We start from the raw sequence: 26,006 nt of genomic DNA on the forward strand, positions 1-26,006 counted from the left end.
GACATTGCCGCTCGCTGCTTTCGAATCGACTAAGCCTTGTTTTGCAATTGCCCAATGGCGACGGTTTTAGGACGAATGAATTCCTCAATGCCCGGCTTGCCGCCTTCACGTCCAAAGCCGCTGTCGCCAATGCCGCCAAATGGTGCATTCGGCGGCAGTCTGCCGGCACCGTTGACGTACACGGAACCGCTGCGCAATTGATCCGCCATGCGATGAACGCGGCTGATGTCTCTGGTATGCACATACGCCGCCAAGCCAAACACGGTGTTGTTGGCAATACGGATCGCTTCTGACTCATCCTTGAAGCGGATCACGGACAGCACCGGGCCGAAGATTTCCTGTTGTGCCAGATCGGAATCCGGATCGACGTCTGCAAAAATCGTCGGTTCAACGAAGTAACCTTCCGCCAGCGCACCCGCCATGCGCTTGCCGCCAATGATCAGCTTGCCGGCATTGCTGGCGACGGCAGCCTGAATCATTCCCAGTATGCGATCGCAGGCGGCCGAGTTGATGACCGGGCCGAACAGTACGCCAGGATTTACCGGATCGCCGCACTGGACTGCACCGACGGCGGCGATCAATTTCTCGATCACGCTGTCATAAATCTCGTCTTGTACCAGCAGCCGTGAACCCATGATGCAAGCCTGACCGCTCAAGGCGCACAAGCCGGAATAGATGGCGCTGCCGACCGCAACGCCGAGGTCGGCATCATTGAAAATGATATTCGCCGATTTTCCACCGAGTTCCATGACCGAAGGTTTCAGGTGTTCGGCACACGTTGCCATGATCTTGCGGGCCGTTGCCGGGCCACCGGTAAACGAAATCTTTTCTACCTGGCGATGTTCCACCAAGCGGTTACCGGCCTGGGCCGTACCCGGCACGGTATTGATGACGCCAGCCGGAATACCCGCCAGCAGCGCCAGTCGGGCGAACAGATCGGCGGTAAATGGCGTCAGCTCGGACGGCTTGATCACCACCGTATTGCCGGCCGCCAGTGCCGGCGCGACTTTCATGCACAGTGATAATAACGGCACGTTCCAGGTAATGATGATGCCGATCACGCCATAGGGTTCAGGCTGGGAGTAGGTGAAATCGCCGCCCTGCAAAAACGAACTCGATACCGAGCCATCCAGCTTGTCGGCCCAGCCGGCATAGTAATTCAGCCATTCTTTGGATTGCGTGACGAGCGCATCGGCGACACGTTGCGGTGTCGCATTTTCCAATGTCGCTATCGCTTGAAATTGGGGCCGGTGCTGTTCTATCAGTTCTGCCAATCGCAGCAAAGCATCGCGCCGGGCCGCAGGTCGCCAGCGACGCCATTGGTCGAAGGCTGCTACCGCGGCGGTTACGGCCCGGTCTATTTCATCTGGTCCGGCCATGGGAATGGACGCCTGGCGTCGGCCGGTACTGGGATTGATGTGTTCGAAGGTGCCGCCGGAACCGGTTTTCAATTCTTCGCTGCCGATGCGCAGGGCGACTTCAGGCAACTTCAGGTGTTCTGCAACGGATGGGGCGAATTGGTGTGCCATGATGATTTCCTCAATAAAGATGTCGGTGACGATTAATGCTGCCGGGCGATGGCGACGGTTTTGGGACGCAAGAACTCCTCGATGCCGGCTTTGCCGCCTTCGCGTCCGAAACCGCTTTCCCGGTTGCCGCCAAACGGGCTCTGGGCCGGCACCGGCCACGCGCCGTTGACATACACCGAACCTGCATCCAGTTGATCAGCAACGCGATGCACCGTGCTGATATCGCTGCTGTGGATATAAGCGGCCAGACCGAAGCGCGTGCCATTGGCGAGGGCGATGGCTTCTTCTTCCGTACTAAAGCGGATGACGGAAACCACCGGACCAAATACTTCCTGTTGGGCCAGATCGCTGTCTGCCGCTACATCGGCAAAGATGGTCGGTTCAACGAAATAGCCCTGCGCCAGCGCGGCTGGCAAACCGCTGATCCGGTTGCCGCCGGTCACCAGACGCCCGGCATCGGACTGGCGCGCTTGCGCGATCACGGAAAGGATGCGCTCGCGGGCCGCCTCATTGATGACCGGACCGAAGATCGTCTGCGGATCTGACGGATCGCCAAAGGGCAGGGCGCGCGTTGCTGCCACCAGTTTTTCCAGAAACGCGTCATAGACGCTGTCTTGCACCAGAATACGGGAGCCAAGAACGCAGGCCTGGCCAGCCATGGCGCCGAGTCCCACTAATGTGGCCTCGCGCGCGGCGGTATCCAGATTGGCGTCGCCAAAAATGATATTGGCCGACTTGCCGCCCAACTCCATCACCGAGGGTTTCAGATGATCGGCGCACGCCGCCATGATCTTGCGTGCGGTGGCACCACCGCCGGTAAAGGTGATTTTCTTTACGCGCGGATGCACCACCAAGGCGTTGCCCGCTTCTGCGGTGCCCGGCAAGGTATTGACGACCCCCGCCGGGATACCTGCCTGTCGTGCCAGTTGCGTGAATATCTCGGCAGTGAAGGGCGTCAGTTCGGAGGGCTTGATCACCACGGTATTGCCCGCGGCCAGCGCTGGCGCCACCTTCATGCACAGCGAAATGAGCGGCACATTCCACGTAACGATCACGCCGATGACGCCATACGGTTCCGGCTTTGAATACGTGAAATCCTGACCCTGCATAAAGCTGCCGTTGACGGTACCGTCCAGTTTGTCTGCCCAACTGGCGTAATAACGCAGCCACTCGCGGGCGATGCCGGCGCGCCCTGCGCCGGTGCGAACCGGTGCGCCATTTTCCAGCGCGGCGATCCGTGTGAGTTCAGCCTGATTGCTTTCTACCAGCGCAGCCAGACGCAACAGCATATCGCGGCGCCGGGCTGGCGGTGTTTTGCGCCAAAGCATAAAAGCCTCGTCCGCAGCGGTTGCGGCGGCATCGATTTCGCTTGGTCCGGCCAGCGGGATGCGAGCCTGCACTTGCCCGGTGGCCGGATTGCGATGTTCAAAGACACCTCCCGAACCCAAGTCGAGCGCTTTTTCTCCTATGTGTAGCCGTACGCGCGGCAGGTCTGCGGCTGCTGCCAGTGTCATGAGTTGGTCTCCTTTGTGATGAATCGTCAGTTTTTTGCATGCTAGCACGTGTGGCAGTTTCTGCCAATCGGGTTTTCGTGGGGTAAAATCGCCATCTGTTACCCGGGTCCGTTTGCACTTCGCTGCCGGTAATCACCACGCTCAATTGCCATGACCAAAAAACCTGTTTCCCCTGCTGCGACAAGAACGCGGCGCACCGAGGCGACTTCCCTCGCGCTGGAACAAACGCCACTGGCAGCTTCACGCGCTATTGTCGCCATGTTCATCGATGCTGAATCCAGCGATTTCACCGTCAGGCAAATGGCGGCGCACGCCGGCATTTCGGAACGGACTTTCTACCGTTATTTTCCAACCCGCGAAGACGTGGTGCGCCCGGTCATCGACGTCGGCATGCAAAGCCTGGCCGCTGAAATGGCCAAAAGACCACTGCAGGAGCCAATCATTGATGCACTTGCCCATGCTTTCAGGAATTCCTGGGTCGTGGTGCCGATAGAGCGATCACGGATTTTGTTCAGCGTCATGAACCAGACCGAGACATTCCGGGCTGTGTGGCGACAAGCAATGAGTGTGGGGGAGCGCCAGTGGAGCGAGTTGATTGCGCAACGACTGCAGATCGCACCGGATTCACATCGGGCGATCCTGACCGGAGCGGTGATCTCGACGGCAGTGCGACTGTCTTTTGAATGTGCCGAACATGATCAATCCAAAGACCCGGGCGCGATGTTTTCCATTTTTTTGAAATTGCTTGATACGCAGTTATTTGTATTGAGCTAATAGTGAGGGGAGCCAGTCAATCGACTGGAACCACGACGTGCTGCGGTGCAGACTGACGCATCTACTTTGACATCGTCACGTCCGAGGCTGTGCTTGATGGCGATTTCCCAGAGACTGGTTGCAATTAAATGCCATTCGTTCTCAGGAGCTTCCAGTAATCCAGTTGTGACACTGGAGAGGTGGTCCGACGGGCTGCTGCCGAAAGCACGGCATAGGTATCGGGCAACAGCTTTGTAGTTAATGCGCCCTGGCGATATGGAAAGTCTTTCTTTGGATAGCGGACCTGCCATCCGGGCCAACGTGTTTGGGTTTTATGAATGTTGATTGCAAGCATGGTGCACATTCCTTCATTCTGCAGCCGCTGTCAGCGTACTGTAATCTTTAATCAGGTAACAGTTTGTAATAGCAGTATGTGGATGCCGGGCCAATCTATATCTTGAGGGCTTCCCCCCCTCTAATTCATCCCCCTGAATTAGATTTTGACCCGCTACCGCAAGGTGGCGGGTCTTTTTATTTGTGTCTGGCAAATCATTGCGCCAAGTCATGGCGCGGTCATGTGAGGTTGATAATATCCGTGGCGTCGATTCGTACAGATCGCCGTCGCTCAGCGTGCACTACACGGCACAGCAGTTGAGGCGGTCACGTCGACAGGTTAGCCGGTGGCCTCAAGCATCGGCACCATATTTCATGACAGCCCGCGGCATTTTTTGCGCGGGCTGTTTTCGTTTTTAGCAGCGGAGTTCTGGTGGTCGCAGCGAAATGTGGCGCGCCTTTTCGACTTCCTGATGCGGATCGCTGAACAGCGCTGTAGCATATGATGCTACAATTAATAGCAATCATTATCATCTAAACGCATCGGAGAGAAATCACATGATCGGTATCAAAAAAATCGCTGTTGTTGCTACGTTAATCGCAGGTGCCATGGGCGTCGCTCAGGCTGCTGAATATCCAATCGGCAAACCGCAAATTCAAAACGGTATGGAAGTCAGCGCAGTGTATTTGCAGCCGATCAAGATGGAACCGGAAGGCATGATGCGCAAGGCCGAAGAATCGGACGTGCATCTGGAAGCCGATATCCGCGCGGTGGCCAAGAATCCGAACGGTTTTGCCGAAGGCGACTGGATGCCGTATCTGGTCATCAAGTTCGAAGTGACCAAGGCCGGTTCGACCAAAGTGATCAAGGGCGACATGATGCCGATGGTCGCCAACGATGGTCCGCACTATGGCGACAACGTCAAGCTGGATGGTCCGGGCAAGTACAAACTGAAGCTGACCATTTCGCCGCCATCGGCCAATGCGCACAGCCACTTCGGCCGTCACATCGACAAGGAAACCGGTGTCGGTCCATGGTTCAAGCCATTTGAACTGACTTACGATTTCACTTTTGCCGGCGTCGGTAAAAAGGGCGGCTATTAATTGACGGATTGCATGGCCGGCGATGTCCGCGTGACATCGCCGGCCATGCATTTGCGGCATCATGCGCCGCGCAGCATGGAGCTCGGGAGTGAGAATGTTTTTTGGTAAAGCGCGTCTGAAGACGCAACTGGCGGTCGGTGCCGTATTGATGATGTCGGCCGCGTTTGCGCTGGCGGCAGATTTGCTGACCTTCAAGCTGGAAATGCAGGACGGCAAATTCATTCCGGCCCGCATCGAGGTGCCGGCAGGGCAGCGCATCAAGATCGAAATTCACAACATCGGCAAGTCGGCCGCCGAGTTTGAAAGTGTTGAATTGCGCAAAGAGAAAGTACTGGCGCCCGGTGCGCAGTCATTCGTGGTACTCGCGCCGTTGCGTCCCGGTGAATACAAGTTTTTTGACGATTTCCATTTAAACATGCCGCAGGGCGTGATCGTCGCCAAGTAATGGCAAGCAGAACGGAGAGATAAGCTGATGGGTCAGGTATTGTTCATTGTCTGGCGCGAAAGCGTTGAGGCCTTGCTGGTAGTGGGAATTCTGTACGCCTGGCTGACCAATGGTGACGCCGCTGCGCGCCGTGGTCTGCCTTACCTGTGGGGTGGCGTGGCGGCCGGTATCGTGGCCGCGCTGGCACTCGGTGCTGCCTTGCTCGGTTTCAGCGAATTGCTGTCGGGTGATGCACAGACGTATTTCCAGATCGTGATGGTGCTGGTGGCAGCGGTATTGATTGTGCAGATGGTGTTCTGGATGCGCAAACATGGCCGTACCCTCAAAAAGGATATGGAGTCGTCGCTGCAGACCAATTATCAAAGCGGCAACTGGTGGGGCGTCTTCCTGCTGGTGGCGCTGGCGATTGCGCGCGAGGGCAGCGAAACGGCGGTGTTCTTGTACGGTATCGGTCTGGGGCAGCAGGATGCCAGCCGCGGCGCATTGATCTTTGCCGGCGTGTTGGGCTTTGCGCTGGCTTTCCTGACCTTCTATCTGTTGCAACTGGGCGGCAAGATCTTTTCGTGGCGCCGGTTTTTCCAGGTTACCGAAATCATCTTGCTGTTGCTGGCGGCCGGCCTGTTGCTGACCGGCGTTGAAAAGCTCATGGATCTGGCGCTCGAAAGTTCCGACTGGCTGTCGTCGATGGATTTCACGATGACGCTGACTGCGCCGGTATGGGATACTTCATGGCTGCTCAGTGATTCGTCTACCTTCGGCAGTCTGGTGTCGACGCTGACCGGTTATCGTGCGCGTCCGGCACTGATGAGTGTGGTCATTTATGTCGTGTACTGGGTTGTGGTATCCTCCGCCCTTGGCAAAAGCAAGAATTCTCAAGTTAAACGAGCAGCATAAGGTGATATGAGTACCTGTACGCTTCCGACTACCCGCCTGGCGCGTACAGGTGAATGGATGCGCCGCAATGGCGCATTGATCCGCGGTATCCAGTGGATTATCGTATTGGTTTACGCCTTGCTGATTCTGGTGCCGGTGTTCATGCCGCTGCCCGATGAAACTGCTCATCTCTGGTCCAATCTCACACTGATCGCGCAATTCTGTTTCTGGGGTATCTGGTGGCCGTTCGTACTGGTCAGCATGGTATTGATGGGACGGGTCTGGTGCGGCGTGCTGTGCCCGGAAGGGGCATTGACCGAATTTGCCAGCAAATATGGTCTGGCCAAGGCCATTCCGCGCTGGATGCGCTGGGGCGGCTGGCCATTCGTGGCCTTTGCGCTGACCACCATTTACGGTCAGATGGTCAGTGTCTATCAATATCCCAAGGCAGTATTGCTGGTGCTCGGCGGCTCGACGCTGGGGGCGATCATCGTCGGTTATCTGTATGGCCGCGAAAAGCGCGTCTGGTGCAAATATCTGTGCCCGGTCAATGGCGTGTTCGGATTGCTTGCCAAACTGGCGCCATTTCACTACAAGGTCAATGAAGACGCGTGGCGTGCTTCTTACAATACCCACGGCATCAAGACCATCGCCATCAATTGTGCGCCGCTGGTGCCGTTGCGCAACATGAAGGGCGCCGCCGACTGCCATATGTGCGGTCGTTGCAGCGGTCACCGTGATGCGATTGCACTGACCTGGCGTCCGCCGACCCGCGAAATCGTGACCTTCGGTCGCAGCAACAACAATCTGTGGGAAAGCGCACTGGTGCTGTACGGCCTGTTCGGTATCGCCATCGGAGCGTTCCACTGGAGCGCCAGCCCGTGGTTTATCGAAGTCAAGCAAGGCCTCGCCGGCTGGCTGATCGAGCGTGACATCATGTGGCCGTTCGATACCCATGCGCCATGGTGGCTGCTGACCAATTATCCGCAGCAAAGCGATGTCTTCAGCTGGCTCGATGGTGGACTGGTGGTGGCCTATATCCTGACTACCGCACTGGTGTTGGGCACCGCGCTGACGGTCTTGTTTGCCATCGGCAATCGCCTGCTCGGCAAATGGGATACCGGCCGTTTCAATCATCTGGTGCAATCGGCAATTCCATTGGCCGGTTGCGGCGTCTTTGTCGGTTTGTCGGCAACCACCGTCACGTTATTGCGTGGCGAGCATTTGCCGGTCGACTGGGCCAATGATGTGCGTGCAGCTCTGCTCGCGGTAATGACCTTGTGGAGCATTTTGCTGGCCTGGAAAGTCTCCGGCCAGCATGTCAATCCAATGCTGCGGCGGCTGTTGGTCATGGTGCCGGTGCTGGCGGCGCTGGCGCTGGTCAATTACGCCTGGCTGCTGATGTTCTGGATCTGGTAAGCCGACGGTCATCGGTTCGGCTGCCTGATTGCAGAGAGTGACGTAGAATGGCTGGTTTGCCCGGACTGGCGCTGCGCTTTGGTGCAGCAGACTTGCATTGCAGAAATAAAAAAGTCTTGTTCCGGAACCGATAAATCAGACTACTTCACTCGACATCGCGTATGGCACGTCCCCGTTTTTTGCCCGATAACATGACCTTGTTGCTGGTTGCCATCGTGGCGACCGCCAGCATTTTCCCCTGTACCGGCAAGGTTGCGGTCGGCTTCGACTGGCTCACCACGTTCATGATCGGTCTGTTGTTTTTCATGCATGGCGCCAAGCTGTCGCGGCAAGCGGTGGTCGCCGGCATGACACACTGGCGCCTGCACGTGACGGTGCTGCTCTGTACCTTCCTGATTTTTCCACTACTGGGCCTGGTGTTGAAGCCGGTCTTGTTGTGGTTCGTCACGCCGGAACTGTATCTGGGGATTCTGTTTTTGTGCGTGTTGCCATCCACCGTGCAATCGTCGATTGCATTTACCGCAGTTGCCAGAGGCAATGTGCCGGCTGCGATCTGCAGCGCCTCCGCCTCCAATTTGCTGGGCATTTTCCTGACACCGGTCTTGGTCGGCCTGATCATCGTCTCGCATAATGCGCAGCATTCCTCGCTCGACTCGATCTTGAAAATTGTGTACCAGTTGCTGTTGCCATTTGTCGCCGGTCAGATCGCGCGTCCGTGGATCGGTGCCTGGATGGATCGCAACAAATCCTGGTTGCGTCTGGTCGATCAGAGTTCGGTATTGCTGGTGGTGTATGTGGCATTCAGCGAAGCGGTCAATCAAGGCTTGTGGAATCAGGTGCCGCCGTCGATGTTGCTCAGCCTGATCGTGATCAGCGCTGTGCTGCTGGCAATCATCATGGCTTTGACTACGTATGGCAGCCGCCGCATGGGTTTCGACAAGGAAGATGAAATCACCATCGTGTTTTGCGGTTCCAAGAAAAGCATGGCCAGCGGCGTGCCGATGGCCAAGGTCTTGTTTGCCAGCCAGACTGTCGGCATGGTGTTGTTGCCGCTGATGCTGTTTCACCAGATTCAATTGATGGTGTGCGCGATACTGGCGCAACGCTATGCCGCGCGCAAGGGCGGTGAAGAAAACATGCACTGAGCGGGATCACAACTGCCGATACGAAAATGCCTCGATATATTGATCGAGGCATTTTTTTTGACAAAAATTACGGCGCCGGATTCGGCTGATTGATGTGGATCGCTTCAATCCCGGTCAACACTTCGTCGCTCAGTGTCAGCTGGATGCTGTCGAGATTGCTTTGCAATTGTTCGAGGGTAGTCGCGCCGATGATGTTGGACGTCACGAACGGTCTGCTGTTGACATACGCCAGCGCCATTTGCGCCGGATCGAGTCCGTGCTCGCGGGCCAGTTCGGTATACGCGGCAGATGCCCGCACCGCTTGTGGATTGCTGTAACGTGCGAAGCGTTCGTACAGCGTCAGGCGTCCGCCTGCCGGGCGCGCGCCATTCTGGTATTTGCCGGACAGCATGCCGAACGCCAGTGGCGAGTAGGCCAGCAAGCCGACTTGTTCGCGCATGGAAAATTCGGCGAGGTTGATTTCAAAACTGCGATTGAGCAGGCTGTAGGGATTTTGAATCGTGACGATGCGTTGCAGGTCATGTTTTTCTGCTGCACGCAAGAATTGCGCAACACCCCAGGCGGTTTCGTTGGACAAACCAATATGACGGATTTTTCCCGCTTTCACGAAATCGGACAGCACGCGCAGGGTTTCATCGATGGCGACGGTATCTTCATGCTCGATGTGCTGATAATTCAATTGACCGAAACTGTTGACGCTGCGATCCGGCCAGTGCAGTTGATACAAGTCGACATAGTCCAGTTGCAGACGCTGCAGGCTGCCATGCAAGGCAGCGCTCAGGCTGTCGCGGCCGAAGTCATTGATGCCGCCGCGGATATGGCGCGGATTGTGCGGTTTGCGGGCCGGGCCGGTGGCTTTGGTGGCGATCAGCAATTGGTCGCGCTTGCCGGATTTCTTCAGCCAGCTGCCGAGATAGGATTCGCTCAGACCCTGGGTTTCCGGCTTGGGCGGCACCGGATACATTTCGGCCACATCGATCAGATTGATGCCGCGCTCGGTAGCGAGATCAAGTTGCGCGTGCGCTTGCTGCTCGCTGTTCTGTTCGCCCCAGGTCATGGTGCCGAGCGTGATTTGACTGACATTGAGACCGGTGCGGCCAAGTGGACGGAATTGCATGTGGTGATCCTCTGAACGGGCTGGCGAAAAAGAAGTAGTATAGCTGGGCATACCGATTTTTGCCGACCCCGGCATCTCCTTCACGCCTGCCTGTTCATGTCCGCTTCCACAGCGTCTGCGACGCTTTTGCATCACCGTTCCTTTCGCCTGTTCTGGCTGGCCAGCGTGGCCTCGACCATTGCCCTGCAAATGCAGATTGTTGCAGTCGGCTGGCAAATCTATCAATTGACACACAGCCCGCTCGACCTCGGTCTGGTCGGCCTGGTGCAGTTTGTGCCATCGCTGTTGCTGGTATTCGTGGTCGGACATGTGGCCGACCGTTATAACCGGCGTCAGGTGGCGCGCGTGAGTCTGTTGCTGGAGGGGATCGCCGCTGCCCTGCTGGCCGCCGGCAGCATGGGCGGCTGGCTCAATCGGGAAATGATTTTCGCGATAGTGGCGGTGATCGGCGCCGGACGTGCATTCAGCAAGCCCACCATGCAGGCATTGTTGCCGGCGCTGGTGGGGCCGACACTGTTGCCGCGTGCCGTCGCCGGATCGGCGTCGGCGACGCAGTTCGCGGTCATCATCGGACCGGCGCTCGGTGGCTTTTTGTATATTGCCGGTCCGGCCGTGGTGTATGTCAGCGCTTGTGCTTTGTTTATTCTCTCCAGCATCCTGGTATCGCTGATCAAGCTGGAGCGGGTGACGATCCGGCCGGTGGCCGGCGGCTGGGCATCACTGTTCGGCGGCATTGCCTTCATTCGCAGCAAGCCGGCGGTGCTGGGCGCGATCTCGCTCGATCTGTTTGCGGTATTGCTGGGCGGTGCCACGGCCTTGCTGCCGGTATATGCCAGCGATATTCTCCATACCGGTTCGGTCGGACTCGGACTATTGCGTTCGGCGCCGGCGGTAGGGGCGTTGTCGGTGGCGATCTTGCTGGCGCGCTATCCGTTGCGCAACAGGGTCGGGCGCAGTATGTTCATCGCGGTCGCGGTGTTTGGCTGCGCCACGATCGTATTTGGTTTGTCCCGCTCATTCCTGCTGTCGCTGCTGGCGTTGGTGGTGCTGGGTGCCTCTGACATGATCAGCGTGGTGATTCGTTCTTCGTTCGTGCAATTGCAAACGCCGGATGAGATGCGCGGGCGGGTGAGTGCGGTGAATTCGGTTTTTATCGGTACTTCCAATCAGCTTGGCGAGTTCGAATCGGGCCTTACCGCGGCGTGGCTTGGTGCGGTGCCGGCAGTCTTGCTCGGCGGTATCGGCACCTTGCTGGTGGTGGCCTTGTGGATACGCCTTTTCCCGGCCTTGTTTCATGTCAATCGCCTGGCATCGGAACCGGAAAAAACTTCCGGCTGATAAAGCCGGCACATGCAAAACGGGCCTGTCGCAAATGCTGACAGGCCCGTTTTGCATGCATCACACCCGCGGTTGCCGGATGTGATGTGGATATGCCGGATCAGTCCGGATGGAATTGATGCGCGAAGGTGAACTCATCGATGCGCGGGGTATATTTCAAGCCCTTGCGCACGGCCCACGTAGCGTACTGGTGATGCAGCGGAATCACGGCATAGTCACTGAGGGCGACCACTGCTGCTTGCTGGGCGAAATCCTGACGCTGTCTTTCATCGACGGATGCCAGCGATGACTGCACCAGTTTGTCGACTTGCGGATTGCTGTACTTGCCCCAGTTCCACGAACCCCAGCCGGTTGCCGGATCGGTGGTGCCGACCAGTGTGCGCAAACCGAAGTCGCCGGCCAGCGTGCCCCAGCCCAGCAATGCCACACTGAACTCACCGGCGCGTGCCTTGCCGAAATATACCGACAGCGGGAAGGTTTCGACCTTGGTCTGAATTCCGACCCGGCTCAGGAATTGCGCTACCGTCTGCACTACGCGCTCATCATTGATATAGCGGTTGTTCGGGCCATGCAGCGTCAGCGCGAAGCCGTTTGGATAACCGGCTGCGGCCAGCAATTTCTTGGCACCTTCCGGATCGTATTTTTCCACTTTCAGCTTGTCGGAATAACCGAGGATACCGGGCGCAACAATATTCGAAGCCGGTGTGCCCAATCCTTCGAGCGTACGCTCTGTCAGTGCCTGACGATTGATGGCTTTGGAAATAGCCTGACGAACGCGGACATCCTTGAGCGGATTCTTGTCGAGTGGCTTGCCGGACTTGTCAGTGATGTCAGGCGTCTTGTCACGCGACTGGTCCAGTGTCCAGAAGATGGTGCGCCACGAGGTGCGTTGCGCCAGACTGAATTTCGGATTGCTCTTCAGTTTCGGCACGTCGGCTGGCGGTACGCTTTCGATGGCATCCACTTCGCCGGCCAGCAGCGCAGCCAGACGCGCACCGTCGGAAGTCAGGATGCGGAAGGTCACCTTATCCCAATCGGCTTTGCCGCCCCAGTAACTGTCGTTGCGGACCAGTTCGATGCTGTCGCCGCGCTTGAAGCTGGAGAATTTGAACGGGCCGGTGCCGATCAGCGCCTTGCCGCTGTTGAAGTCTTCGGTAGTCGCGTTCTGCGCGGCTTTTTTGGAGACGATGAAAATGGTGCTGACGTCCAGTGCCAGCGGGCCATAAGGGGTGGCAGTCTTGAGTCGCACGGTATATGGATCGACGATCTGCTTGTCGATGATCTGCTTGGTATAGCTGGTGAACGGACCCGGGCTGGTGGTCAGTGTGGCCGGACGGTCCAGCGAGAAGATCACATCTTCGGCGGTGAAGTCGGAACCATCATGGAACTTGACGCCGCGCCGCAGTTTGAATTCCCAGGTGGTCGGATCGACCGCGCGCCAGGAAGTCGCCAGGCCAGGAATCAGTTTGCCGCTGGGGTCGACATTGACCAGCGCATCGAACAGATGCGAGGACAGTGAAATGTTGGGAGCAATATTGTTGAAATGCGGATCCAGTGTCGAAACATCGGCGTACAGCCCCAGTTTCAGTTCGGCTGCGGTGGCGACCGGGGCTGCCAGTGGCAGCAACATGGTGGCTGTCAGTCCGCTGAAGGCCAGACTCAATAGTTTTTTTCTTAAAGACAATCCCATTACTCGCTCCTGTATAGATGAGGCAAATCAGTCGGTCATTCTAAGACGGCCGGATGGCATCGTTACAACATTATTCGCATTACCTTATTGGTTTTGGTGATAACGCACAAGGTTCTTATGCGAACCGCGCAGATCAGAATGTACCGTGAAAGCACAATAGCTGCCTGCAGCGGGGATTTTTCAGCCGGGCAGCGCGGCATGCTGATCTTGCAGCATCAGCATGAATTGGGGGAAGGGCACGGCCTTGCTGAAATAGTAGCCCTGGTATTCATCGGAGCCGAATTCGCGCAAGGCAATCAGTTGTTCTTCGGTTTCCACGCCTTCCGTCACCACTTTCAGGTTCAGCGCATGGGCCATCGCAATGATGGCCTGGACGATGGCGCAGCCGTTGGCGTCGTTGGGGACATCGTTGATGAACGATTTGTCGATCTTTACATTGTCGACCGGGAAGCGTTTGAGATAAGCCAGCGATGAATAGCCGGTGCCGAAGTCGTCGATGGAAATGGTAAACCCGAGTGCGCGCATGCCATCCATGATGGCAATGGCCTGATCGCGGTTGTGCATCACCATGCTTTCGGTGATCTCGAATTCGAGACTGGCAGGAGAGGTCTCGCGTGCCTGTACCACGCGCTGGATGTCGGCAATCAGATTGTTGTCATTGAACTGGCTGCCGGCCAGATTGATGGCGATGCGCCCGAAACTCAGTCCATGCTGATTCAGTGTGGCGATGTCGGCACAGGCATTGTCCAGCACCACCAATCCCATCTGGTCGATCAGGCCGGCTTCTTCGGCCAGCGTAATGAATTCTGCCGGCGGCAACAAACCGCGCACCGGATGTTGCCAGCGCACCAGCGCTTCGGCACCGACGATGCGGCCGCTGCTCAGATTGACCTTGGGTTGGTAGTGCACCACCAGCTCGCGGCGTTCCAGTGCGCGTCGCAATTCCGCTTCCAGCGCAATGCGTTCGACGGTATTGGTGTTGACTTCGTCGGAATAGAAACGGTAGTCGTCCTTGCCCTGATGCTTGGCGCGATACATGGCGATATCGGCATTCTTGATCAGCGCTTGCGCGTTGTCGCCGTCGCCGGGGTAGGTGGCAATCCCGATACTGGCGCTCAGCTGGCATTCCTGGCCATCGATTTCAAACGATTTGCGGGCTTCACCAAGCAGTTTCTGGGCAATTTCACCGAGTTGCAGCGGGTCTTGAAAATCGTCGATCAGCACAATGAATTCATCGCCGCCGACCCGCGCCAGAATATCCAGTTCGCGCAGGCAACTGCGGAAACGCACAGCAACTTCACGCAGTACTGCTTCGCCGGTTTCATGGCCGAAGGTATCGTTGATATTCTTGAAGCGGTCAAGATCAAGCAGCAGTACCGCGACCATGCTGTCGTGATGTTCCGCGTGGGCCAGCGCATTGCCGATGTGTTGCGTGCACAGGAAACGGTTCGGAAGGCCGGTCAGTTCATCGTAGTGCGCCAGATGGCGGATGCGATCATCGGCTTTGCGGCTTTCTATCGCGACACTGGCGAGGTCGGCGGCAACGCTGGCCAGATGCAGGTATTCCTGACTCGGGGTACCTTGTTCTTTCAGTAGCGCCGAAAAGCAACCAAGTATCTGACCTTCCTTGCCGATGATGGGCCAGGCACCGCACGAGGGATGCTGGTCGAGATCGATCAGGTGCAATACATTGCGCATGGCGATGTCGGTGGTAATGTTGCCGACCACATAGGGGGTACGCGTCAGGATCGCTTCGCTGCTGGCGCCGTTGCCCCGTCTGATCTGCATGCCCAGATAACCGTGCGTCATGCGCTCCGGCAAACGGTGGCTCAGGACCGATGAGAAATAGGTATTCTGCTTGCTCAGCAGCAGGATGGAGCAGGCGCTGAAGGGAATTTGGGAGTCGGTGAAGCGGATGATTTCGCGCAAAATATCGTCCAGATCCTGATCGCTCATGATCATGTGCAAAATCCGGTTCTGTTCGGCTTGCAGCAATTCGGCACGCTTGCGGGCACTGATGTCGCGCAGGATGGCGAAAATCGCGTAACCCTCATCCAGATCGGTGCGATTGATGGTGACGTCGGTATGAATGATTTTGTTGCGCCTGACGGTGACCCATTCAAATTGCTGGGGTTCGCCGGTCAGGGCTTTCTCTATCAGGTCGGCGATGTCCGGTTGCTGCAATTTGGCGCTGCTTTGGCGCGAGAACAGACCGACTTTCTTGCCGATGATTCTTTCCTTGTCCGGCACGCCGAAAAACCGCAGGGCAGCCGCGTTGCAGTCGATATAGCGCATGTCCGGCCCGATCAGGACGATCGGGTCGCTGCCTTCATCGTACAGTTTGCGGTAACGGTATTCACTGACTGCGCGGGCATTGTCCAGCTTTCTTTGACGACGGAAATAGAACAGGAAGGAAATCGTCGCCAGCAAAATGAAGCCGATCATGCCGGCCGCCAGCAATATGCGGTTTTCGGTGCGCCGTTGCCATGGCATCAGTACATCCTCCATGGCGCGCGCGTAGACCACCAGCAACGGCGTGTCCGGTATCTTCTGATACGAGAACAGCAATCGTTCGCCATTGAGGAAGGAAGTTTCTTCAAACGTGCCTTCGTTGGGGCCGTTGCGGATTTTTTCCATGCTGCGGGCTTTGCCGAGATGCCGGTTCAGCCAGCTTTCTTCAAACGGTGAGCGGATCATCAGCGCACCATCCAGCGTGCGCAGCGAGACGATGGCTTTGAGATTGGTCACGCGTTTGTAAAAATCGAAGAAATAAGAAACCTGAACGTCGGCGACCACCAGTCCGATCAGGTTCAGGTTGCTATCGTACAGATTGCGTGCGACCGGCAGCACCCATTCCTGGTTGTAACGGCTGCGGTTCAGCGGACCAACAAAAAAACGTGGCCGGGTCGGGTCCGGATCGGCATGGTGCAGGCGCAAATCGCTCAGTTCTATTTCGCGCATGCCGCTGCGCCACGAGCTGGCACGGCTGACGCCGGTAATGTCGACGAAGCGCAGCGTCTGAATGTTGCGCAGTTTTTGCTTTTCCCTGGACAGCAATTGATAGAGCGCGGTTTCGTCATCGAGCAGGCCGGGCGGGGCCTGCTGAATCGCTTGTCCCAGATGGAGCAACGTGCGATCGACGTCGAAGAACAAGCTTTCGGCATGTTCTTCAATGCTGCGCACGGCAACCAGCGCACCGTTTTTTTCCGCGTCTATGGTGAGTTGACGATCTTGCCGGACCTCAAGCCAGGTCTGGACCACAATCATCGCAATCACAAATGCCACGAAAAAAAACAGGATATGCAAGATGCTTGACGCGCGTCCGGTCGTCTTCAGTTCCATTCCCATGTAGGCTATATCGAATTGTGCTGCGTTGATCGTGATGTTGAATCACTCACAATCCCTGAAGCAGCGGTGTTGTCGTTGTTTGCACGCAGGCCAGGGACGCCGGATTTGACTGCGGCACCAACTTTGCTGGTCCGGCAACTCAATGTATGAACCATACCGCAAGCACGTGGGTTTGTCATCAGCGGCACTCGAGATGGGGCTGGCAAGGCTGCCGGAATTTGCTGACAATGCGATAATACGCCACCCGAAGTCTGCCGTGGCCCGTTGCGTTGGCCCACCTTCGCAGCAGCAGATGGCATGGCGCGTCATTTCTTATTACCGATCAGAGGATTTCATGAAAACCAAAGCAGCAGTCGCCTGGCAAGCCGGCAAGCCATTGACCATCGAAGAAGTCGAGCTGGGAGGCCCGCGGGCCGGTGAAGTGCTGGTGGAGATCAAGGCCACGGGGATTTGCCATACTGATTACTACACGCTGTCGGGCGCCGATCCGGAAGGGATCTTCCCGGCCATTCTCGGCCATGAAGGCGCTGGCGTGGTGGTCGAAGTCGGCCCCGGTGTCAAAAGTCTGAAAAAAGACGATCACGTGATCCCGCTGTATACCCCCGAATGTCGTGAATGCAAATTCTGCCTGTCGCAGAAAACCAATCTGTGCCAGTCGATCCGCAGCACGCAAGGGCGCGGCCTGATGCCGGACGCGACCAGCCGCTTTTCGATTGATGGCAAGCCCTTGTTTCACTATATGGGTACCTCGACTTTTTCGAACTACATTGTGGTGCCGGAAATTGCCCTGGCGAAAATCCGTGAAGATGCGCCGTTCGACAAGGTTTGCTATATCGGCTGTGGCGTGACCACCGGCGTCGGCGCCGTGTTGTTTACGGCCAAGGTGGAAGCGGGCGCCAATGTGGTGGTGTTCGGTCTCGGCGGTATCGGTTTGAACGTGATCCAGGCCGCCCGCATGGTGGGTGCCGACAAGATTATCGGTGTTGATCTGAATCCCAAGCGGGAAGCGATGGCGCGCAAATTCGGCATGACTCACTTCATCAACCCGGCGGAAGTCGGCAATGTGGTGGATGCCATCATCGGTCTGACCGATGGCGGCGCTGACTACAGTTTCGAATGCATCGGCAATACCACCACCATGCGCCAGGCGCTGGAATGCTGTCACAAGGGCTGGGGCCAGTCGATCGTGATCGGTGTCGCGGCCGCTGGTCAGGAAATCAGCACCCGGCCATTCCAGCTGGTGACCGGCCGGGTCTGGAAAGGCTCGGCGTTCGGTGGTGCCCGCGGCCGCACCGACGTGCCGAAGATTGTTGAATGGTACATGGAAGGCAAACTCAATATCGATGATCTGATTACCCACAAGTTGCCATTGGAGCGGATCAATGAGGGTTTCGATCTGATGAAGAGCGGTGAGTCGATCCGCTCGGTTGTCGAGTTCTGAGGCCGCTATGGAACTGCTGAGTGAGCATGCCTGTTTTGGCGGAGTGCAAGGATATTACCGCCATGATTCGGCCGAGACCGGCCTGCCGATGCGGTTCTCGGTGTTTCAGCCGCCGCAGGCCACGCAGGGGCCGGTACCGGTGCTGTTTTTTCTGGCCGGCCTGACCTGTACTGAAGAGACCTTCATGATCAAGGCCGGGGCGCAACGGCTGGCGGCGCAACTGGGCATCATGCTGGTGACGCCGGATACCAGCCCGCGCGATGCCGGTATCGAGGGTGAAAGCGCCAGTTGGGACTTCGGCGTCGGCGCCGGGTTTTATGTGGATGCCACGCAGGCGCCGTGGAGCAAGCATTACCGCATGTATTCGTATGTGGTACAGGAATTGCGGCAGACGATCATCGGCAATTTTCCGGCGCGTGCTGACCGGATCGGCATCTTCGGCCATTCGATGGGTGGTCATGGCGCGCTGACGCTGGCACTGCGCAATCCCGACATTTATCGTTCGGTCTCGGCATTTGCGCCGATTGCGGCACCGATGCAATGTCCGTGGGGGCAGAAGGCATTCGGCAATTATCTCGGGGCCGATCAGTCGGTCTGGGCCGCGCATGATGCCAGCGCCCTGATGCGCACGCAGCAAACACCATTTGCCGCCGGCATCCTGATTGATCAGGGGTTGAGCGACAAGTTTCTGGCGCAACAACTGTTGCCGCAGGAATTTGAAGCGGCCTGTGAGCAAGCCGGCCAGCCATTGACCTTGCGGCGTCATGCCGGTTACGACCACGGCTATTACTTCATTTCCACCTTCATGGAAGACCATCTGCGTTTTCATCATCAGATCTTGTCTGCCTGAATCGGTCGCTGATCGCCGTTGTTGGGTTGAAATTCAGTGATAAAAAAAGCGCCCGAACCAACTCGGTTCGGGCGCTTTTGCGTGGGGCAGGCAAGATCAGTGTGCTGCGGCAGCCGCCTCGGCACTGGCGGCGCTGCTCTTGACCGGTTTGATGATCCAGATCAACGGGATGATGGCAATGAAGATCAGTGCCGAGACCCAGAAAATATCATTGATACCCAGCATGGCCGCCTGTGCATTCACAGTGCGCTCGATCAGGCCGAGCGTCTGCTCCTGATTCAGACCCAGCGCCTGACTGGTGCCGCGCACCATGTCCTGCAGCCAGGGGCTGTAGGGCGTGGCGTGTTCCGTCAATTGTGCATGATGGACGATGGTGCGGTTGTTCCAGGATGTGGTGGCAATCGAGGTACCGATGGCACCGCAAAATACCCGCACGAAACTGGACAAGCCGGCAGCCGCAGGAATCTTGTCCGGCGGCAATCCCGACAGCAGCAGTACCGTCAGCGGCACAAAGAACATGGCAGTCGGAATCCCTTGCAGCAGGGTTGGCAAGATGACGGTCCACTGATCGACTTCAAGGTTGTAGCGCGAGCGCAGCCAGAACACCAGTGCGAAGCCGAAGAACGAGGCAGTGGCCACTTTTCTGGCATCCACCAGCGGCAGGAAGCGGCCGATCAGCGGCATCAGGATCACCGCAAAAATGCCGATCGGTGCAGTCGACAGGCCGGAGTCGATGGAGCGGTAACCGAGATACTGTTGCAGCCACTGCGGCAGCAGCACCAGATTGCCGAAGAACACGCCGTAACCAATTGAAATCGCAATCGTGCCGCCAAAGAAATTGCGTCTGCCAAACAGGCGCAAATCGACCACCGGGTGATCGTTGTTCAATTCCCAGATCACGAAGTAGGCAAAACTGACGGCGGCAATCACGGCCAGTGTCATGATCACCGGCGAGGCGAACCAATCCAGATCCTTGCCCTTGTCGAGCATGATCTGGAATGCGGCTACCCAGACCACCAGCAAGGCCAGGCCGATGCCGTCAATCGGTAATTTCTTGATCGGTGTTTCGCGGGTCCGGTAAAGCGCCATCGTCACGCCGGCGGCCAGCAGGCCGACTGGAATGTTGATGTAGAAAATCCACGGCCATTTGTAGCTGTCGGTAATCCAGCCCCCGAGCGCCGGGCCGGCCACCGGCGCCACCACGGCGGTCATGCCCCATAGCGCAAGGGCAAACGTGGCTTTCGATTTGGGGTAGGCCCCCAGCAACAGCGATTGCGACAACGGCACCATCGGGCCGGCGACCAGCCCCTGCATGACACGCGCCGCCAGCAGGATCGGCAAGGTAGGCGCCAGCCCGCACAGCCAGGAGGCCAGCACGAACAGCAAGATCGAGCTGACGAACAGTTTGACCTGGCCGATGCGCTGCGTCAGCCAGCCGGTGAGCGGAATCGAAATCGCATTGGCGGCGGCGAACGAGGTAATGACCCAGGTTCCTTCATCAATGGAGACGCCGAGATTGCCTGAAATGGTAGGGATCGCCACGTTCGCAATCGATGAATCGAGTACGTTCATGAACACTGCCAGCGACACCGATAAGGTGCCGAGTACCAGCGCACCGCCCTTGAGCGGTGGCGGTGGCGTATAAGCGGGGCTGCTCGCCATGGTTGATTCGCTTCCGGTCAGGTGTGCGGTACCACGATGGTGGCCTTTTTCTTCGGCGGCTGGATGCCGGCGGCATTGTCGGCGATGATGCGCTCGACGATGTCGTCAGCCTGCTTGCTCAGGTCGCTGTAGACGCTGGTCTGATAGTTGGTGACATTGGCTGTTTCCAGCGGTTTGCCGTCGCCGCGGATATTCACCGTGGCGGTAGTCGACAGACCGATGCGCAATGGATGGGCCTGGACTTCTTGCGGATCAAGCGCGATCCGCACCGGTACTCGTTGCACCACCTTGATCCAGTTGCCGGTCGCATTTTGCGCCGGCAGCAATGAGAAGGCACCGCCGGTACCGGCCGAGAAGCCGACTACCGTGCCGCGATATTTGACACCGGAACCGTAGACATCGGCAACCACTTCAACCGGTTGGCCTACGCGCAGATGTTGCAGTTGGCTTTCCTTGAAGTTGGCATCGATCCAGATTTGTTCCAGCGGCACGATGGCCATCAGCGGACTGCCGGCAGCAATGCGTTGCCCCAGTTGCACCGAACGCTTGGAAACGAAACCGGAGACTGGTGCCACGATGTTGACGCGGGCGTAGTTGAGGTAAGCGTTGCGTACCTGTGCCGAGGCTTGCAAGACGTTGGGATGTTCCGTCACATTGGTGTGGTCGGTCAAGGCGCGGTTGGCGGCGAGGCCTGCGCGGGCCTGATCCACTGCCGCTTCGGCACTCTTGAGGGCTTCCTTGGCGTGCGCCAGATCTTCCGCCGATACGGCACCGGAAGCAATGCCGGCCTGGCGGCGCTGGACGTCGTCACGGGCGCGCACCAGATTGGCTTCGCCGGCCGCTACCGACGCTGCCAGCGTGTCATTGTTGAGGAATACCTGACGGGTCTGGCGGACCGATTGTGCCAGTGCCGCTTCGGCCTGGGCCAGCGCAACCTTGGCATCGGAAGCATCGAGCGTCACCAGTTGCTGGCCAGCCTTGACCACCTGAGTATCGTCAGCCTTGATGGAGGTGACGGTGCCACTGACTTGCGCGGAAATCTGGACCACATTGCCGCCGACATAGGCATCGTCGGTTTCTTCGTAATACCGGGCATACAAAAACCAGTACAGACTGAAGACGATCGCGACCAGAATCAGCGCGAACGTCAGCAACAGCAACTGGCGCTTTCTTTTGCCATTACCGTTACCGTTTTCTTTGGTGCCGGCCACAGCGGCTTGGGGTTGGGTTTCGCTCATGAATTACTCCGTGTATTTCTTATCTGTGTTGGTATGGATAGCGATGCAAATCAAGGACGCGCAGTGGTCGCTGCGGCAGGTTCCGTCACTGCCAGTCCTGCGTCCTGAGCGTTGAAACCGCCACCCAGTGATTTGAACAGAGCGATTTGCTGATTGCGCCGGTTGGCTTCGATATTGATCAGGGTTTGTTGCTGTGCCAGCAGGGCGGTTTCGGCATTGAGCACCACCAGTTGCGAGGCCAGTCCGATGCGATAACGTTCCTTGGCCAGATCGTAAGCACGCGTGCTTGAATTCAATGCCTCGCGCCGGATCGGCAACTGCTGATCGATAAAGCGGATGGCCGTGATCTGGCGCGCGACATCGCCGTAGGCATCGTTGAGCGTCTGGTTGTATGAACCGACCGCCAGATCGTAGGACGCGTATTCGCCCTTCAGATTGGCGCGCAGTGCTCCGCCTTCAAAGATCGGCAGGCTGATCGCGGGGCCGAAGGCGATGCTCTTGCTGGCGGCAGTAAACGGATTGGCATTCATCAAGGTGTCGAAGCCGACACTGGCCGAGATATTGATGTCGGGATAAAAACGCGCTTTGGCGACATCGATGCCACGGGTAGCCGCTTCCACCTTCCAGCGAGCTGCCACGATATCCGGACGGCGACCCAGCAGATTGAGCGGCAGATTCTGCGGCAAGGCCGGGGTGGCAATCGCATGCATTTGCGGTTCGGTGATTTGCAGGCCGCGATCCGGTCCCTTGCCGATCAGCGCGCCAAGCTGTTGCTTGGTCAGGATGATCTGGCCTTCGCTCTGCACCAGTTGCGCCCGGGCATCGGCGCTGCTGCCGCGCGATTGATTGCGTTCGATCTGCGTGTCGAGACCGGTCTTGACCCGATCCGCAGTGATGTTTTGCAGCAATTCGCGCTGGGCTACGGTACGTTTCAACACTGCGTGCAATGCATATTCCGTCGCCAGTTGGCTGTAGGTCGAGGCAATCGAACTCGCCAGCACCAGGCGGGTTTCCTGTGCCGTGGCTTCGGCCGCTTTGCGATTGGATACTGCTTGTTCCAGTGCAGCGTGATTCTTGCCCCACACATCAAGTTCATAGCCGAGGCTCAGGAAAGCTCGCTTTTCGTTATACCAGCTGCCGCCATAGGGGGGCGGATAAATCGTGGTTTCGGAAAACAGATTGCGCGTGACGTCGGCCTCGGCAGTAATGCTGGGCAATAACGGCGCGCCTTTGCTTTCCGCCAGTGCAGATGCCGCAGCGATGCGCGCCTGCGCTTGTTGCAGGCTGGGGCTGGCGGCCATGGCTTCATCGATCAGGGTGCTCAATTGGGCATCGCCGAATTGTTTGACCCAATCAGTGGACGGCCATGCGCCTTGTCCGGCCGGCAAGCTGCGATCAGTGGCAAAGCTGTCCGGTTGCGCCAGTTGGCGGTCGCTGCCGATGCCGGCAAAGCTGGCGCAACCGGCCAGGCCCAGCATGGCAATACTCAAGGTACAAATAGCAATCGCCCGCAGACGTGGTGCGGGCGATGAGGCGGATGTCATGGGATTCTCCAAAGTACGCATTTTCATTTTATGTGTGGCAGTGCATAACGATTTTGCATCGCGGCAATTCACTTTGATACTGACGAGCAAAAACTCATTTTTGTATTATACTCGGCTACACGAACATTAGCTCACGTTACTAACTCGCATTTTTACTGGACCAGAAAATGAAGCTGCAACCACGAAAAGAGCCGCGCCAGGCACGCTCGAAAGCGATGGTAGATACGATTCTCGATGCCATTGCCCGGGTGCTCGTCGAGCGCGGCTACGCCAAGACCAATACCAATCTGGTAGCGGAGGCCGCCGGCATCAGCGTCGGCTCGCTTTACCAATATTTCCCGAACAAGGACGCCCTGATTTTTGCGCTGCGGGAGCGCCACGTCACCCACATGCTCAGCCTGTTTGAAGAAGTCGTGACAAAGATGAACGGCGAGGGCAGTCTGGTGGGTGATTTCGAGGCCCTGATCGACGCGCTGGTGCAGGCGCATTTGCTGGAGCCGGAATTGAACCGGATTCTGGAAGAAGAATTTCCTGCATTCAATCTGCCGGTATCGAGCAATCTTCGCCTGCGGTTTTTTGAAGCGATCAAAAGTGTCTTGAGCAAACATCGCAGCAGCCTGACAACACCTGATATCGATGTTGCCGCCTTTGTCGTGCAACGCATGCTCAAGGCGCTGATCAACGCGGTGGTATTGACCGGTCCGACCGGCGTCAATGCCGGCAGCGTGCGTTCGGAAATCATGCCGGCGGTAGTTGGATATTTAACCGCGGAGCGCAAGCACTGATTGCGCATTCCCGCGCCAACAGATGCCGTCGTCGCGATAAAGTGCGGCTTCCTGCCGGGAATGCGCCAGCCCCGCTTACTGTCATCACTGCAGCATTGAAATATTTGCAGCCATTTGGAATAAACTGATCTATCGGTACGTATACCGGTCATGGGCAGGCATATCGCGGAGCCCGGGACAAGAAAGGAATTTCAAATGAGACTGTTTCCTTATTCGCTGATCGCATTGAGTCTGGTGGCATCGGCTGCTTTCGCTCAAGACATGGCCGTCAAGAAGGTGGATGGCATGCTGGTCAGCGCCAGCGGCATGACGGTGTATACCTTCGATAAAGATGTGGCAGGCAGTGGCAAAAGTACATGTAACGGCGGGTGTGCCAGCAACTGGCCGCCGGTAGTGCCTCAAGGTACGCCGACCGCGCCATTTTCCACTATCACCCGCGACGATGGTTCGCCGCAGCTGGCATTCAATGGCAAGCCGTTGTATCTGTTTGCTTCGGATAAGAAGCCGGGTGATCGCCAGGGTGATAATTTCAAGGACATCTGGCACGTCGTAAAAAACTGAGTTTGTCCGCGCATGTCTGACGAACAAGAGTTGCTGGCCGCCCTCCCGCGCCTGCGCCGCTATGCGCGGGCGCTGGTGGACGACCGCGCCGGTGCTGACGATCTGGTGCAAGACACCATGGAGCGCGCCTGGCGCAAGCTGTCCGGCTGGCGCAAGGATAGTGACATACGTCCGTGGCTGTTGAGCATCATGCATAACCTGCATGTGGATCAGCGGCGCAAACCGGCGATTCCGACGGTCACGATGGAGGATGATGATCTGGCAGCGATACCGGCAGCGGCTTTATATACGGAACGCCTGATCGGTCACGACCTTGAATCGGCCCTGCAACTGCTGGCAGTGGAGCAGCGTGAAATTCTGTTGCTGGTGGTACTGGAAGAAATGACATACGAAGAAGTGGCCGCCACGCTCAATATTCCGATGGGAACTGTCATGTCGCGCCTGTCACGTGCGCGGGAGCGCCTGCGCGCCTTGGTGGAAGGGCGTCCGGCGCCATCGACGCTGAAGGTGGTCAAATGAACAAGATGCCGATTACCGATGCTGACTTGCATGCTTATGTGGACGGCTTGTTATCCGCCGACCGCCTGGCCGATGTCAGTGAGCATCTGCAACAACATCCCGAGCAGGCTGCGCGCTTGCGCAGTTTCCGCCAGCAGAATCAGGCGTTGCACTTGTTGTTTGATCCGGTGCTGGATGAAGCGGTGCCGCCGCGACTGGCCAAGCGTCCGCGCAGTGGTTGGCAATTGCTGCAGCAGTATGCTGCATTGCTGATCGTCGCCGTGGGTGCTGGTGTGGGCGGCTGGTATTTGCATGCTGCATCACAGTCGCCGGCGCTGGCCTGGCTGGGCATGCCTGCCGATGCGTCGCTGCGGATGGCGCGTCAGGCGGCGGTGGCGCATGTGGTGTATAGCGGTGACGCCCGGCGGCCGGTCGAGATCGATGGTCAGCATGAAGAGTTGCTGGTGAAATGGTTATCCAAGCGACTGGGTACCGAGTTGCACGCGCCGAAGCTGGCGACGCAAGGCTATGAACTGATCGGCGGGCGCTTGTTGCCGGGCCAGAGCGGGCCGGTGGCGCAATTCATGTATCAGCATCCCGATGGTCAGCGGCTCACGCTGTATGTCTCGACCGAGCAAGTGCAAAACCATGACACTGGATTCCGCTTTGCCCAGGAAGGCAAGGTGAATGTCTTTTACTGGATCGATGGCGCTTTCGGATATGCCTTGTCGGGCAGCATCAGCAAGAGTGAACTGGCACGCATTGCCGATACCGTCTATGCGCAGTTGGAAGTGCAGCGAAAGTAAGGCCGGACATTGC

At 57.6% G+C, this 26,006-nt stretch carries 22 protein-coding genes; 13 read left to right on the forward strand and 9 right to left on the reverse strand.

Annotated elements, in window-relative coordinates; genetic code table 11:
- Nucleotides 1–29 precede the first annotated feature (29 nt).
- Entirely contained in the window at nt 30–1,529 is a 1,500-nt protein-coding gene (locus tag AKL27_RS00975) for an aldehyde dehydrogenase family protein (protein WP_050460694.1), read from the reverse strand.
- 32 nt (nt 1,530–1,561) lie between these two features.
- Nucleotides 1,562–3,043 carry an aldehyde dehydrogenase family protein gene (locus AKL27_RS00980; RefSeq protein ID WP_157056737.1) on the reverse strand — a complete coding sequence of 494 codons (1,482 nt, stop codon included), beginning with the start codon at nt 3,041–3,043 and terminating at the stop codon, nt 1,562–1,564.
- 150 nt (nt 3,044–3,193) lie between these two features.
- On the opposite strand from AKL27_RS00980, the gene AKL27_RS00985 reads away from it, so the two are divergent.
- Nucleotides 3,194–3,817: a TetR/AcrR family transcriptional regulator gene (locus AKL27_RS00985; RefSeq protein WP_083438773.1), complete on the forward strand. Its 624-nt coding sequence runs from the start codon at nt 3,194–3,196 to the stop codon at nt 3,815–3,817.
- 124 nt (nt 3,818–3,941) lie between these two features.
- On the opposite strand, the gene AKL27_RS27455 is transcribed toward AKL27_RS00985, so the two are convergent.
- Nucleotides 3,942–4,151 carry a hypothetical protein gene (locus AKL27_RS27455; protein WP_157056738.1) on the reverse strand — a complete coding sequence of 70 codons (210 nt, stop codon included), beginning with the start codon at nt 4,149–4,151 and terminating at the stop codon, nt 3,942–3,944.
- A gap of 536 nt (nt 4,152–4,687) precedes the next feature.
- Between AKL27_RS27455 and AKL27_RS00990 the strand changes: the two genes are divergently transcribed.
- From AKL27_RS00990 to AKL27_RS01010, 5 genes are all read left to right on the forward strand, one after another.
- Nucleotides 4,688–5,233: an iron transporter gene (locus tag AKL27_RS00990; protein WP_050460696.1), complete on the forward strand. Its 546-nt coding sequence runs from the start codon at nt 4,688–4,690 to the stop codon at nt 5,231–5,233.
- 94 nt (nt 5,234–5,327) lie between these two features.
- The gene (locus tag AKL27_RS00995) at nt 5,328–5,678 is read left to right on the forward strand and encodes a cupredoxin domain-containing protein (protein WP_050460697.1); all 351 of its coding nucleotides are present in this window, start codon (nt 5,328–5,330) and stop codon (nt 5,676–5,678) included.
- 27 nt (nt 5,679–5,705) lie between these two features.
- Complete coding sequence (locus AKL27_RS01000) at nt 5,706–6,572, forward strand: FTR1 family iron permease (protein ID WP_050460698.1); 867 nt, start codon at nt 5,706–5,708, stop codon at nt 6,570–6,572.
- Nucleotides 6,573–6,629: 57 nt separating this feature from the next.
- Complete coding sequence (locus tag AKL27_RS01005; RefSeq protein WP_083438774.1) at nt 6,630–7,970, forward strand: 4Fe-4S binding protein; 1,341 nt, start codon at nt 6,630–6,632, stop codon at nt 7,968–7,970.
- Between the two features lie 161 nt (nt 7,971–8,131).
- Complete coding sequence (locus AKL27_RS01010; protein ID WP_050460700.1) at nt 8,132–9,115, forward strand: bile acid:sodium symporter family protein; 984 nt, start codon at nt 8,132–8,134, stop codon at nt 9,113–9,115.
- A gap of 67 nt (nt 9,116–9,182) precedes the next feature.
- On the opposite strand, the gene AKL27_RS01015 is transcribed toward AKL27_RS01010, so the two are convergent.
- Nucleotides 9,183–10,232, reverse strand: coding sequence for an NADP(H)-dependent aldo-keto reductase (locus AKL27_RS01015; protein WP_050460701.1), 1,050 nt, complete (start codon nt 10,230–10,232; stop codon nt 9,183–9,185).
- Between the two features lie 96 nt (nt 10,233–10,328).
- Here AKL27_RS01015 and AKL27_RS01020 point away from each other — a divergent pair, with 96 nt between their 5' ends.
- Nucleotides 10,329–11,570, forward strand: a complete 1,242-nt coding sequence (locus AKL27_RS01020) for an MFS transporter (protein WP_050460702.1) — start codon at nt 10,329–10,331, stop codon at nt 11,568–11,570.
- Nucleotides 11,571–11,670: 100 nt separating this feature from the next.
- Here the strand turns inward: AKL27_RS01020 and AKL27_RS01025 are convergent, their stop codons facing one another.
- Nucleotides 11,671–13,260 carry an ABC transporter substrate-binding protein gene (locus tag AKL27_RS01025; protein WP_050460703.1) on the reverse strand — a complete coding sequence of 530 codons (1,590 nt, stop codon included), beginning with the start codon at nt 13,258–13,260 and terminating at the stop codon, nt 11,671–11,673.
- A gap of 180 nt (nt 13,261–13,440) precedes the next feature.
- Nucleotides 13,441–16,602: an EAL domain-containing protein gene (locus AKL27_RS01030; protein WP_332308319.1), complete on the reverse strand. Its 3,162-nt coding sequence runs from the start codon at nt 16,600–16,602 to the stop codon at nt 13,441–13,443.
- A gap of 340 nt (nt 16,603–16,942) precedes the next feature.
- On the opposite strand from AKL27_RS01030, the gene AKL27_RS01035 reads away from it, so the two are divergent.
- Together AKL27_RS01035 and fghA are read left to right on the forward strand one after the other, a co-directional pair.
- Nucleotides 16,943–18,049 carry an S-(hydroxymethyl)glutathione dehydrogenase/class III alcohol dehydrogenase gene (locus tag AKL27_RS01035; protein ID WP_050460820.1) on the forward strand — a complete coding sequence of 369 codons (1,107 nt, stop codon included), beginning with the start codon at nt 16,943–16,945 and terminating at the stop codon, nt 18,047–18,049.
- Nucleotides 18,050–18,056: 7 nt separating this feature from the next.
- Nucleotides 18,057–18,899 carry an S-formylglutathione hydrolase gene (fghA, locus tag AKL27_RS01040; protein WP_050460705.1) on the forward strand — a complete coding sequence of 281 codons (843 nt, stop codon included), beginning with the start codon at nt 18,057–18,059 and terminating at the stop codon, nt 18,897–18,899.
- A gap of 96 nt (nt 18,900–18,995) precedes the next feature.
- Here fghA and AKL27_RS01045 read toward each other — a convergent pair whose 3' ends face one another.
- From AKL27_RS01045 to AKL27_RS01055, 3 genes are read right to left on the reverse strand one after another with little or no spacing between them, the layout of a single operon-like run.
- Nucleotides 18,996–20,561: a DHA2 family efflux MFS transporter permease subunit gene (locus AKL27_RS01045; protein WP_050460706.1), complete on the reverse strand. Its 1,566-nt coding sequence runs from the start codon at nt 20,559–20,561 to the stop codon at nt 18,996–18,998.
- Nucleotides 20,562–20,578: 17 nt separating this feature from the next.
- Nucleotides 20,579–21,799 carry an HlyD family efflux transporter periplasmic adaptor subunit gene (locus AKL27_RS01050; RefSeq protein WP_050460707.1) on the reverse strand — a complete coding sequence of 407 codons (1,221 nt, stop codon included), beginning with the start codon at nt 21,797–21,799 and terminating at the stop codon, nt 20,579–20,581.
- A 50-nt stretch (nt 21,800–21,849) separates the two neighbouring features.
- Nucleotides 21,850–23,343 (reverse strand): efflux transporter outer membrane subunit, encoded by a 1,494-nt coding sequence (locus tag AKL27_RS01055; protein ID WP_050460708.1) that lies wholly within the window; start codon nt 23,341–23,343, stop codon nt 21,850–21,852.
- 167 nt (nt 23,344–23,510) lie between these two features.
- Here AKL27_RS01055 and AKL27_RS01060 point away from each other — a divergent pair, with 167 nt between their 5' ends.
- The 4 genes from AKL27_RS01060 to AKL27_RS01075 all read left to right on the forward strand — a co-directional run bounded on the left by AKL27_RS01060 (nt 23,511) and on the right by AKL27_RS01075 (nt 25,993).
- Complete coding sequence (locus tag AKL27_RS01060; protein ID WP_050460709.1) at nt 23,511–24,128, forward strand: TetR/AcrR family transcriptional regulator; 618 nt, start codon at nt 23,511–23,513, stop codon at nt 24,126–24,128.
- 195 nt (nt 24,129–24,323) lie between these two features.
- Nucleotides 24,324–24,689, forward strand: a complete 366-nt coding sequence (locus AKL27_RS01065; RefSeq protein ID WP_050460710.1) for a COG4315 family predicted lipoprotein — start codon at nt 24,324–24,326, stop codon at nt 24,687–24,689.
- A gap of 12 nt (nt 24,690–24,701) precedes the next feature.
- The gene (locus AKL27_RS01070) at nt 24,702–25,208 is read left to right on the forward strand and encodes an RNA polymerase sigma factor (RefSeq protein WP_050460711.1); all 507 of its coding nucleotides are present in this window, start codon (nt 24,702–24,704) and stop codon (nt 25,206–25,208) included.
- On the forward strand, nt 25,205–25,993 hold the full coding sequence (locus AKL27_RS01075) for an anti-sigma factor family protein (protein WP_050460712.1): 789 nt from the start codon (nt 25,205–25,207) through the stop codon (nt 25,991–25,993). The genes AKL27_RS01070 and AKL27_RS01075 overlap by 4 nt, the downstream gene beginning before the upstream one ends.
- The last annotated feature ends 13 nt before the right edge of the window (nt 25,994–26,006 follow it).

Origin of the sequence: Herbaspirillum autotrophicum, assembly GCF_001189915.1 — a bacterium.
Taxonomy (GTDB): Bacteria; Pseudomonadota; Gammaproteobacteria; order Burkholderiales; family Burkholderiaceae_D; genus Herbaspirillum; species Herbaspirillum autotrophicum.